The sequence below is a fragment of the Actinorectispora metalli genome (genome assembly GCF_056323685.1).
In genome coordinates this window covers 2,829,166-2,839,565 of record NZ_JBREYE010000001.1, presented here as the reverse complement: position 1 = coordinate 2,839,565, position 10,400 = coordinate 2,829,166, and the positions used below count along the sequence as shown (strand labels likewise).

The following is a 10,400-nucleotide window of genomic DNA, read 5'->3' as shown; positions in this document are numbered from 1 at the left end:
TCCGCTCCGTCACGATCCGTGTCAGCCAGCTAATGAACCGAGGTCCGCTTAGGACAAGGCGGGCGGAACGTCATCGCCCACTCACGAGGAGTGACCCTTGTCTGGATACGCTGTCATTGACACCGAAACCACAGGTCTCCGCTGGCGGACCGATCGAATAGTGGAAATCGCGGTGATCCGACTGGACGCAGCAGGCAACGTGGTCGACGAGTGGTGCTCGCTGGTCAATCCCCGACGCGACCTCGGCCCGGTCTCCATTCACGGGATCACGGCCCGGGATGTCCGGAGGGCGCCGTCTTTCGCCGAACTGTCCACCGAGATCGGCGCCCGTATCGCGGGACGGGTGCTTGTCGCCCACAACCTGGCATTCGACCGCGGCTTCCTCACGGTCGAGTTCGGCCGGACGGGAGAACCACTCCCGGTGGAACCCGAGCATGGGCTTTGCACCATGCGGCTGGCGTCCGAGTTCCTGGGCCCGGTCGGCCGCTCCTTGGCCGCCTGCTGCACTGCCGCCGGAGTTCCACTGCACAACGCCCACTCCGCCTTGGACGACGCCCGTGCGACGGCAGACCTGTTTACGAACTACCTCGCGGCTGCGGGCTGCCCGGCGCCCTGGCAGCAGCTCGTGCACACCGCGGCAGCAGTCGGTGGGCAACCGATTCCGGCGGGGGTGACCCGCGCGGTCCGCCGCGGCACCGGACAGGCCGCCTCGGCGGCGCACTTCCTCTCGCGCCTTGTCGATCGCCTGCCGCGGGTTCCGAACCCGCCGCAAGCCGATTCCTACCTGGCTCTGCTGGATGCCGCTCTGGTGGACCGCGTGCTGACGGACTCCGAAGAGGACCAGCTCGTCGAGTTGGCGAGTTGCCTCGAGCTGTCCCGGCAGACAGTCGCGCTGCTGCACCGCGACTACCTGGCTTCGCTGTCCGCCATCGCGCTGTCGGACGGGGTGATCACGGTTGCCGAGCACGCCGACCTCGCCCTGGTCGCGCGGCTTCTCGGGCTGCCAACGTCGGCCGTGGACGATGCCATCGCTTCCGCGCGAACGCGGGCTGGCCGGGCCGCAGGGTTTGAGAGGTTTTCGCTGAGGGCGGGCGACCACGTCGTCTTCACCGGCGCGAGCGAACAGTCAAGGGAAGGCCTTGAACGGCAGGCTGTGGAGGCCGGACTGTCCGTTCGTCCGACGAATGTCAGTAAGAAGACCCGCCTGGTCATAGCAGCCGACCTCGACTCGCTTTCCGGAAAGGCCCGCAAGGCTCGGACCTACGGCATCCCCATCGTCGGTGAGGACACCTTCGCCGACCTGCTGCCGGGCTAGTGCCCTAGTCCAACGCGGTGAGGATCCAGGGGCCGTTGTCGGTGATGGCGACGGAGTGTTCCCAGTGGGCGGCTCGGGTGCCGTCGGTGGTGATGACGGTCCACTCGTCGTCCAGTTCCTCGGTTTGGTCGGTGCCGAGGGTGAGCATGGGCTCGATGGCGATGGCCATTCCGGGGCGCAGCAGGATGCCCTTGCCGGGTTCGCCGCGGTTGGGGAGGAATGGGTCCATGTGCATCTGGGTGCCGATGCCGTGGCCGCCGTAGTCGGCGACGATGCCGTACTCGCGGCCGTCGCGTTGGATCGAGGCGAGGATGTCCGTCTCGATGGCGTGGGAGATGTCGCCTAGGCGGTTGCCGGGTTTGGCGGCTTCGATGCCCGCGTAGAGGGAGCTCCTGGTGGCCTCGGAGAGGGCCAGGTCGACCTCGGACGCGGTGCCGACGGCCAGGGTGACGGCCGAGTCGCCGTGCCAGCCGTCCAGGATGGCGCCGCAGTCCACCGAGATCAGGTCGCCGTCGGCGAGTAGCTGGTCGTGGGAGGGGATGCCGTGCACGACCTGCTCGTTGACGGAGGCGCAGATCGAGGCGGGGAAGCCGTGGTAGCCCTTGAACGAGGGGATGGCGCCCGCGTCGCGGATGTTCTGCTCGGCGAGTTCGTCCAGCTCGGCGGTGCTCACACCAGGGCGGGTGTGCTTGGCGACGAGCTGGAGGGTGCGGGCGACCAACAGGCCTGCCTCCCGCATCGCCTCCAGCTCACCGGGGGTCTTCAGTTCGATCATGCGTCCACGCATCCGTTTCCACGGTGCGGTGAGCGCACCGAGCAGCCCCATCGCGGGGTTACTTCCTGCTCCGCAGGGCGGCCAGTGCGCGGTCGGTGATCTCCTCGACTTCGCCGACCGCGTCGATGGTGATGACCAGGTCGCCGTAGTAGTCGAGGATGGGCGCGGTCTCCTCGCGGTAGAGCTTCTGCCGGTGGCGGATGACCTCTTCCTTGTCATCCGCCCGGCCCCTGGCGAGCAGGCGCTCGACCACGATGTCCTCGTCGATCCGGAACTCCAGCACCGCGTCCAGCGAGTGGCCCTGCTCGGCGAGGACCTCGCCGAGCACCATGGCCTGGGCGACGTTGCGCGGGAACCCGTCCAGCAGGCACCCGGGCGCTACGTCGTCCCGCGACAGCCGCTCCCGCACCATCTCGTTGGTCAGCTCGTCCGGTACGAGTTCACCGGCGTCGAGGTACTCCTGAACCTGCTGGCCCAGCTCGGTCTGCTGACTGATGTGGGCGCGGAACAGATCGCCCGTTGAGATGTGCGGGATACCGAGCTGCTCGCTGAGCACAGCAGCCTGAGTACCCTTGCCCGCTCCAGGCGGGCCGACGAGGACGAGACGCACTATCGGAGGAACCCTTCGTAGTTACGCTGCATGAGCTGGCTCTCGATCTGCTTCATCGTGTCGAGGCCAACGCCGACCATGATCAGTACCGCGGTACCACCGAACGGGAAGTTCTGGTTCTGGCCCTGTTGGGTGATGCCGAGGAAGAAGTTCGGCAGTACAGCGACGATGCCCAAGTAAATGGAGCCGGGCAACGTGATTCGGGACAACACGTGGTGCAGGTACTCCGCCGTGGGGCGTCCCGGCCTGATGCCCGGGATGAAGCCGCCGTACTTCTTCATCTCGTCGGCGCGCTCATCCGGGTTGAAGGTGATCGCGACGTAGAAGTAGGTGAAGAAGATGATCAGGGCGATGTACAGCGAGATGTGCACCGGGCTGTCCTGGCGGACCAGGTGGTCGGCGATGAAGCGCTGCCACCACTGGTTGCTCGTGGACGCCGCCAGCCGGGAGATCAGGTCCGGCAGGTACAGCAGCGAGGACGCGAAGATGACCGGGATGACGCCCGCCTGGTTGACCTTCAGCGGCAGGTACGTCGAGGTGCCGCCGTACATCCGGCGGCCGATCATGCGCTTGGCGTACTGCACCGGGATTCGGCGCTGACCCTGTTCCACGAACACCACGCTGGCGATGATGACCAGCGCGAACACGCAGACCACGGTGAACGTCACCCCGCCGCGGTCCCAGATCGCCTTGCCCTCGATCGGGATGCGGGCGGCGATGTTCAGGAAGATCAGCAGCGACATGCCGTTGCCGATACCGCGCTCGGTGATGAGCTCGCCGAGCCACATGATCACCGCGGTGCCCGCGGTCATCACGATCACGATGACGCTGATGCTGAAGATGTCGGTGTCGGCGATGATCGGGAACTGGTCCGGAGGACAGTTCTGGAACAGCTGCCCGCGGACGGCGAGCGCGACGATACCGGTGGACTGAAGGATGGCGAGCGCGATCGTCAGGTAGCGGGTGTACTGGGTCATCTTGTTCTGACCCGACTGCCCCTCCTTCTTCAGCTGCTCGAAGCGCGGGATGACCACGGTGAGCAACTGAATGATGATGCTCGCCGTGATGTAGGGCATGATGCCCAGCGCGAAGACCGAGAGCTGGAGGAGCGCTCCACCGCTGAAGAGGTTCAGCAGGTTGTATACGCCCTGCTGATCGGTCCCCTCCACCCGCCGGATGCACTCCTGGATATTGGCATAGTCCACACCCGGTGAAGGCAGCGTCGCGCCGATCCGGTACACCACGACGATCCCGAGCGTGAACAGGATCTTCTTACGTAGGTCCGGCGTCGCGAACGCCGAGCGGAAGGCGCCTAGCACGCGTAACCTCCTCGGCGCGACCGGCTCTGGTGGCCGGCAGTCGGCTTGTGGCCGGTGGGTAACCGGCAGATGGGCCCCTGGCCAGGCAAGCCAGGAACGCTTCGCGGCGCAGGGTCCGCAAGCGTGTTGTCGACTCTAACAGGGGACAGCCGGTGCGGAACCGTCGCCCACCGGCACTTATTCACCTGTGGAGAACCGGCCCCCGCGGCCTGCGGCCGATCGGACTAACCGGACTCCCCAGGCCGTCGCCTTGACTGTGCTGATGCGGCTGGAGCGGGAGGCGCCGCGCGCCTCCCGCTCCAGCTCGACCGTCACGTTCTTACAGCTTGGTGACGCTGCCACCGGCCGCGGTGATCTTCTCCTGCGCGCTGGCCGAGAAGGCGTTGGCGGTGAGCTCGAACTTGAGACCCTCAAGGTCTCCGTCCCCGAGCACCTTCACCAGCTGGTTCTTGCGGACCGCACCGGCCGCCACCAGCTCGTCGACGCCCACCGTGCCGCCCTGAGGGAACAGCTTGGCGAGGTCGCCGAGGTTGACGACCTGGTACTCCTTGCGGAAGGGGTTCTTGAAGCCCTTCAGCTTGGGCAGCCGCATGTGGATGGGCATCTGCCCACCCTCGAACGACGCGGGCACGTTCTTGCGGGCCTTGGTGCCCTTCGTGCCCCTACCCGCGGTCTTGCCCTTGGAGCCCTCACCGCGACCCACACGGGTCTTCTCGGTCTTGGAGCCCGGGGCGGGCCGCAGGTGGTGGATCTTGATGGTCATGACGTGACCTCCTCGACCGCCACCATGTGGCGGACCGCGTTGATCAGGCCGCGCACCTCGGGGGTGTCGTCCCGGACAACGGACTGCCGGATCTTGCGCAGTCCGAGGGTCCGCAGCGACTCACGCTGGGCGTGCTTGGCGCCGATCGTGCTCTTCAGCTGGGTGACCTTGAGCTGGGCCATGGTCACGCACCCTTCGCAGCGTTGGCACGCGCGCGCAGCATCGAGGCAGGCGCGACATCCTCCAGCGGCAGACCACGGCGGGCCGCGACCTCCTCGGGACGCTGCAGCATCCGCAACGCGGCGACCGTGGCGTGCACGATGTTGATCGCGTTGTCGCTGCCGAGCGACTTGGAGAGGACGTCGTGGATCCCGGCGCACTCCAGCACGGCACGCACCGGACCACCGGCGATGACACCGGTACCGGGGCTGGCCGGACGCAGCAGCACGACGCCCGCGGCGTCCTCGCCCTGCACCGGGTGCGTGATGGTGCCGCCGATCCTGGGCACCTTGAAGAAGCTCTTCTTGGCCTCTTCGACACCCTTGGCGATGGCGGCCGGAACTTCCTTGGCCTTGCCATAGCCGACGCCGACCATTCCGTCGCCGTCACCAACGATGACCAGTGCGGTGAAGCTGAACCGACGACCACCCTTGACCACCTTGGCGACGCGGTTGATGGTCACCACGCGCTCGAGGTATGCCGTCTTGTCCTGTGCCGCTCCGCCGCGGCCACCGTCGCGACGGTCCCGACGGTCCCGGCGGTCGCCGCGCTCACCGCGGTTGTCGCCACCAGGACCACCCTGACCGCCGCCGAATTGCCGTGTACGTCCCGGCATCAGGCGTTCCTTCCACTCTTCTTGCTGTTCTGCATGATCAGAACTCCAGCCCCGCCTCGCGGGCCGCGTCGGCAAGGGCGGCGATCCGGCCGTGGTACTTGTTGCCACCACGGTCGAACACGACCTTGTCGACACCGGCGCTCTTGGCACGGGCCGCGACCAACTCGCCGACCTTGGCGGCGCGGGCCTTCTTGTCGCCATCCAGCGCGCGGACGTCGGCTTCCAAGCTGGAGGCCGCGGCCAGCGTGTGGCCCGCGAGGTCGTCGATGACCTGCACGGTGATGTGCCTGCTGGAGCGGTGCACGACCAGGCGCGGACGCTCGGCGCTGCCCTGGACCTTCTTGCGCAGGCGGAAGTGGCGACGGGTCTTGGCGATCCGGCGGGCCGTCGAGATGTCCGTGCCGACCGGCTTGCGCTTCACACTTGCTTCGCTCATGTCACTTACCCGTCTTTCCGACCTTGCGGCGGATGACCTCGCCCGCGTAGCGCACGCCCTTGCCCTTGTACGGGTCGGGCTTGCGCAGCTTGCGGATGTTGGCGGCGACCTCGCCCACCTGCTGCTTGTCGATGCCGCTGACGGAGAACTTGGTCGGGCTCTCCACCGCGAAGGTGATGCCCTCGGGGGCCTCGACCCGCACGGGGTGGCTGAAACCGAGCGCGAACTCCAGGGCGGAGCCCTTGAGCGCGACACGGTAACCGACGCCGTAGATCTCCAGCTTCTTCTCGTACCCGCTGGTCACGCCGACGACCATGTTGTTCACCAGCGTGCGGGTGAGACCGTGCAGCGAGCGGCTCTTGCGCTCGTCATCGGGCCGCTTGACCAGCAGAGCGCCGTCCTCACGCTCGATGCTGATCGGCTCCGCGATCGTGGTCTCCAGGGCGCCCTTGGGGCCCTTCACCTTGACGGTCTGGCCCTCGATGGCGACATCGACGCCGGAGGGGAGGCTGACCGGCAGCTTGCCAATTCGTGACATTGTCGATCCCCCTCTCTCACCAGACGTAGGCGAGGACTTCCCCGCCCACGCCCTGCTTGTTGGCCTGCCGATCGGTCAGCAGACCGGACGACGAGGAGATGATGGCAACGCCGAGACCGCCGAGCACCTTGGGCAGGCTGGTGGACTTCGCGTACACCCGCAGGCCGGGCTTGGAGACGCGCCGCAGACCCGCGATGCTCCGCTCGCGGTTCGGCCCGTACTTCAGCTCGACGACCAGGTTCTTGCCCTTTTCGCCGTCTTCGCTGGTGAAGTCAGCGATGTAACCCTCGCGCTTGAGGATCTCGGCGATGTGGAGCTTGAGCTTGGAGTGCGGCATGACCACCTTGTCGTGGTATGCCTGGTTGGCGTTGCGCAGACGAGTGAGCATGTCTGCGATGGGGTCGGTCATCGTCATGGTGACCTGTCAACCTTTCTCGCCCCGGTTCCCTCTTGCTTTATGGGCCTGTGGCGAAGTGGGGGTCTGGTGAGCGTGAACTACCAGCTGGACTTGTTCACGCCGGGCAGCTCGCCGCGGTGGGCCATCTCGCGCAGGCAGATCCGGCACAGGCCGAACTTGCGGAACACCGAGTGCGCACGCCCGCAGCGCTGGCAGCGGGTGTAACCCCGCACCTTGAACTTCGGCTTGGCGGCGGCCTTGATCGTCAGCGCCTTCTTGGCCATCTCAGTTCTCCTTGAAGGGGAAGCCAAGCTGCTTCAGCAGCGCCCGGCCCTCATCGTCGGTGGTGGCCGTGGTGACCACGGTGATGTCCATACCGCGCTGGCGGTCGATCGCGTCCGGATCGATCTCGTGGAACATCGACTGCTCGTTGAGACCGAAGGTGTAGTTGCCGTTGCCGTCGAACTGCTTGCCCGACAGTCCGCGGAAGTCGCGGATACGGGGCAGCGCGATGGTCAGCAGACGGTCCAGGAACTCCCACATCCGGTCGCCGCGCAGCGTGGCGCGGGCACCGATGGGCATCCCCTCGCGCAGCTTGAACTGCGCGATGGACTTCCGGGCCCGCCGGACCTCCGGCCGCTGGCCGGTGATCGTGGACAGGTCGCGGACCGCACCCTCGATCAGCTTGCCGTCGCGGGCGGCGTCACCGACGCCCATGTTCACGACGACCTTCACCACGCCGGGCACCTGCATGGGGTTGGCGTAGTTGAACTGCTCCTGGAGAGCGGCGATGATCTCTTCGCGGTAACGCGTCTTCAGGCGAGGGATGATCTTCTCAGCAGTAGTCATGATCAGATGTCCTTGCCGTTCCTGCGCGAGATGCGAACGCGCTTGCCCTCGTCGGTCTCTCGGTAGCCGACGCGGGTCGGCTTGCCGTCGGAGTCGACCACCATCACGTTGGACACGTGGATGGGGGCTTCCTGGGTCACGATGCCGCCGGACTGCGCACCACGCTGGGTGCGGCTGATCCGGGTGTGCTTCTTGATCCGGTTGACGCCCTCGACCAGAACGCGGTTGTCCTGCGGGTAGGCCTGGATGACCTTGCCCTTGGCGCCCTTGTCCTTGCCCGCGATGACGACGACCGTGTCGCCCTTCTTGACCTTCATCGCTTACAACACCTCCGGCGCGAGCGAGATGATCTTCATGAACTTCTTGTCCCGCAGCTCGCGGCCGACCGGGCCGAAGATACGAGTGCCACGCGGCTCGTTGTCGTTCTTGATGAGCACGGCGGCGTTCTCGTCGAACCGGATGTAGGAGCCGTCTGGGCGACGCTTCTCCTTGACGGTGCGGACGATGACGGCCTTGACCACGTCGCCCTTCTTCACACCGGCGCCGGGGATGGCGTCCTTGACGGTCGCCACGATGATGTCCCCGATACCGGCGTAGCGACGCGCGGAACCGCCGAGCACGCGGATGCACAAGATCTCCTTGGCACCGGTGTTGTCGGCGACGCGCAGTCGCGACTCCTGCTGAATCACTTCCTTCTCCTGACCATTCACGGCCTGCAGATTTCCGACCTGACAGGCTCGGTCGGCGATCGTGTTACCGATCGCTGGATTACTTGGCCTTCTCCAGGATCTCCACCAGCCGCCAGCGCTTCGTGGCCGACAGCGGACGGGTCTCCATCAGCAGCACGCGGTCGCCGACACCGGCGGTACCCGCCTCGTCGTGCGCCTTCACGCGCTTGGTGCTGCGGAGCACCTTGCCGTACTTGGCGTGCTTCTTGCGGTCCTCGAGCAGGACGACGACCGTCTTCTCCATCTTGTCGGAGACGACGTAGCCCTCCCGGACCTTGCGGGTATTACGCGTTTCGCTGCCCAACGTCTCTTCGCTCTTCTCGCTCATGCGGCACCCTCACCCTTCGCGGCAGCCGCGACGGCCACCTCGTCGGGGGACACCGACAGGCCGAGCTCGCGCTCCCGCATCACGGTGTAGATGCGGGCGATCTCGTGCCGGATGGTCCGCAGCCGACGGTTGTTGTCGAGCTGACCGGTGGCCATCTGGAAGCGGAGGTTGAACAGCTCCTCCTTGCTCTCCTTCAGACGCAGCACCAGCTCCTCGTCGGTGAGCTCGCGCAGCTCCGACGCAGCACTACCTGCCATCAGAAGTCACCACCTTCACGCGTGACGATGCGGCACTTCAGCGGGAGCTTGTGCATCGCGCGACGCAGCGCCTCGCGAGCGACCTGCTCGTTCGGGAAGCTCATCTCGAACATGACCCGGCCCGGCTTGACGTTGGCCACCCAGTACTCGGGCGAACCCTTACCGGAACCCATGCGGGTCTCGGCGGGCTTCTTGGTCAGCGGACGGTCCGGGAAGATGTTGATCCACACCTTGCCACCACGGCGGATGTGCCGGGTGATGGCGATACGGGCGGACTCGATCTGCCGGTTGGTCACGTACGCGGGCTCGAGCGCCTGGATGCCGTACTCGCCGAAGGTCACCCTGGTGCCACCCTTGGCAGCGCCCGAGCGACCCGGGTGGTGCTGCTTGCGGTGCTTGACCTTACGTGGGATGAGCACGTCTCAGCCCTCCGTCTTCTCAGCCACGGGTGCCGCCTCGGGAGCGGCAGCGGGCTTCTCGTTCGCGGCCTCGGCGGCGCGACCTGCTTCGGTGCTGGTCGGCGTGGTGCCCGAAGCTCCGGAGCGGGCCCGACGCGGCCGGTCGCTGCGCTCGCGGCGCGGCGCACGCGGCTCGGCGGACGCGGTCTCGCGTGCCTTCAGGCCACCGATCAGGTCACCCTTGTAGATCCAGACCTTCACGCCGATGCGGCCGAAGGTGGTCTTGGCCTCGAAGAAGCCGTAGTCGATGTCCGCACGCAGCGTGTGCAGCGGAACGCGACCCTCACGGTAGAACTCCGAGCGGGACATCTCGGCGCCGCCCAGTCGTCCGGACACCTGAACGCGGATGCCCTTGACGATCGGCGAGCGCATGGACGCCTGGATCGACTTGCGCATCGCGCGACGGAAGGCAACTCGGTTGGAGAGCTGCTCCGCGACGCTCTGCGCGACCAGCTGGGCATCCGACTCGGGGTTCTTGACCTCGAGGATGTTCAGCTGGACCTGCTTGCTGGTGAGCTTCTCCAGCTCACCGCGGATGCGGTCGGCCTCGGCGCCGCGGCGGCCGATGACGATGCCCGGCCGGGCGGTGTGGATGTCGACGCGGACCCGGTCACGGGTGCGCTCGATCTCCACCTTCGCGATACCGGCACGCTCCATGCCCTTGGAGAGCATGCGCCGGATCTTGACGTCCTCGGCGACGTAGTCCGCGTACTGCTTGTCGGCGTACCAGCGGGACTTCCAGTCGGTGGTGATCCCCAGCCGGAAGCCGTGCGGGTTGATCTTCTGACCCAC

General features: G+C 66.6%; 18 protein-coding genes. 1 reads left to right on the top strand and 17 read right to left on the bottom strand.

Annotation, left to right across the window (positions count from 1 at the left end):
- Nucleotides 1–97: 97 nt before the first annotated feature.
- On the top strand, nucleotides 98–1,315 hold the full coding sequence (locus ACU6XJ_RS13375) for an exonuclease domain-containing protein (RefSeq protein WP_476310500.1): 1,218 nt from the start codon (nucleotides 98–100) through the stop codon (nucleotides 1,313–1,315).
- 4 nt (nucleotides 1,316–1,319) lie between these two features.
- On the opposite strand, the gene map is transcribed toward ACU6XJ_RS13375, so the two are convergent.
- The 17 genes from map to rpsC form a co-directional block, all read right to left on the bottom strand.
- Nucleotides 1,320–2,090: a type I methionyl aminopeptidase gene (map, locus tag ACU6XJ_RS13370; RefSeq protein WP_476313997.1), complete on the bottom strand. Its 771-nt coding sequence runs from the start codon at nucleotides 2,088–2,090 to the stop codon at nucleotides 1,320–1,322.
- A gap of 58 nt (nucleotides 2,091–2,148) precedes the next feature.
- Complete coding sequence (locus tag ACU6XJ_RS13365) at nucleotides 2,149–2,703, bottom strand: adenylate kinase (RefSeq protein ID WP_476313995.1); 555 nt, start codon at nucleotides 2,701–2,703, stop codon at nucleotides 2,149–2,151.
- A complete protein-coding gene (gene secY / locus ACU6XJ_RS13360) occupies nucleotides 2,700–4,019 on the bottom strand; it encodes a preprotein translocase subunit SecY (RefSeq protein WP_476310497.1) in 1,320 nt (439 codons plus the stop codon). Before secY ends, ACU6XJ_RS13365 begins: the two co-directional genes overlap by 4 nt.
- A 319-nt stretch (nucleotides 4,020–4,338) precedes the next feature.
- Nucleotides 4,339–4,782, bottom strand: a complete 444-nt coding sequence (gene rplO / locus ACU6XJ_RS13355) for a 50S ribosomal protein L15 (protein ID WP_476310495.1) — start codon at nucleotides 4,780–4,782, stop codon at nucleotides 4,339–4,341.
- A complete protein-coding gene (gene rpmD, locus ACU6XJ_RS13350; protein WP_476310492.1) occupies nucleotides 4,779–4,964 on the bottom strand; it encodes a 50S ribosomal protein L30 in 186 nt (61 codons plus the stop codon). Before rpmD ends, rplO begins: the two co-directional genes overlap by 4 nt.
- A gap of 2 nt (nucleotides 4,965–4,966) precedes the next feature.
- Nucleotides 4,967–5,617 (bottom strand): 30S ribosomal protein S5, encoded by a 651-nt coding sequence (gene rpsE, locus ACU6XJ_RS13345; RefSeq protein WP_476310489.1) that lies wholly within the window; start codon nucleotides 5,615–5,617, stop codon nucleotides 4,967–4,969.
- 37 nt (nucleotides 5,618–5,654) lie between these two features.
- Nucleotides 5,655–6,053 carry a 50S ribosomal protein L18 gene (gene rplR, locus ACU6XJ_RS13340; RefSeq protein WP_476310486.1) on the bottom strand — a complete coding sequence of 133 codons (399 nt, stop codon included), beginning with the start codon at nucleotides 6,051–6,053 and terminating at the stop codon, nucleotides 5,655–5,657.
- Between the two features lies 1 nt (nucleotide 6,054).
- A complete protein-coding gene (rplF, locus tag ACU6XJ_RS13335; RefSeq protein ID WP_476310484.1) occupies nucleotides 6,055–6,591 on the bottom strand; it encodes a 50S ribosomal protein L6 in 537 nt (178 codons plus the stop codon).
- A 16-nt stretch (nucleotides 6,592–6,607) separates the two neighbouring features.
- Entirely contained in the window at nucleotides 6,608–7,006 is a 399-nt protein-coding gene (gene rpsH, locus ACU6XJ_RS13330; protein WP_476310483.1) for a 30S ribosomal protein S8, read from the bottom strand.
- An 80-nt stretch (nucleotides 7,007–7,086) separates the two neighbouring features.
- Nucleotides 7,087–7,272 (bottom strand): type Z 30S ribosomal protein S14, encoded by a 186-nt coding sequence (locus ACU6XJ_RS13325; protein WP_476310481.1) that lies wholly within the window; start codon nucleotides 7,270–7,272, stop codon nucleotides 7,087–7,089.
- A 1-nt stretch (nucleotide 7,273) separates the two neighbouring features.
- The gene (gene rplE, locus ACU6XJ_RS13320; RefSeq protein ID WP_476310478.1) at nucleotides 7,274–7,837 is read right to left on the bottom strand and encodes a 50S ribosomal protein L5; all 564 of its coding nucleotides are present in this window, start codon (nucleotides 7,835–7,837) and stop codon (nucleotides 7,274–7,276) included.
- Between the two features lie 2 nt (nucleotides 7,838–7,839).
- Complete coding sequence (gene rplX / locus ACU6XJ_RS13315) at nucleotides 7,840–8,154, bottom strand: 50S ribosomal protein L24 (protein ID WP_476310475.1); 315 nt, start codon at nucleotides 8,152–8,154, stop codon at nucleotides 7,840–7,842.
- 3 nt (nucleotides 8,155–8,157) lie between these two features.
- Nucleotides 8,158–8,526, bottom strand: coding sequence for a 50S ribosomal protein L14 (gene rplN / locus ACU6XJ_RS13310; protein ID WP_476310472.1), 369 nt, complete (start codon nucleotides 8,524–8,526; stop codon nucleotides 8,158–8,160).
- Nucleotides 8,527–8,605: 79 nt separating this feature from the next.
- Entirely contained in the window at nucleotides 8,606–8,893 is a 288-nt protein-coding gene (gene rpsQ, locus ACU6XJ_RS13305; protein WP_476310469.1) for a 30S ribosomal protein S17, read from the bottom strand.
- Entirely contained in the window at nucleotides 8,890–9,153 is a 264-nt protein-coding gene (rpmC, locus tag ACU6XJ_RS13300) for a 50S ribosomal protein L29 (RefSeq protein ID WP_476313993.1), read from the bottom strand. The genes rpsQ and rpmC overlap by 4 nt, the downstream gene beginning before the upstream one ends.
- Nucleotides 9,150–9,569, bottom strand: a complete 420-nt coding sequence (rplP, locus tag ACU6XJ_RS13295; RefSeq protein ID WP_476310467.1) for a 50S ribosomal protein L16 — start codon at nucleotides 9,567–9,569, stop codon at nucleotides 9,150–9,152. Before rplP ends, rpmC begins: the two co-directional genes overlap by 4 nt.
- A 3-nt stretch (nucleotides 9,570–9,572) precedes the next feature.
- Nucleotides 9,573–10,400, bottom strand: coding sequence for a 30S ribosomal protein S3 (gene rpsC / locus ACU6XJ_RS13290; RefSeq protein ID WP_476310464.1), 828 nt, complete (start codon nucleotides 10,398–10,400; stop codon nucleotides 9,573–9,575).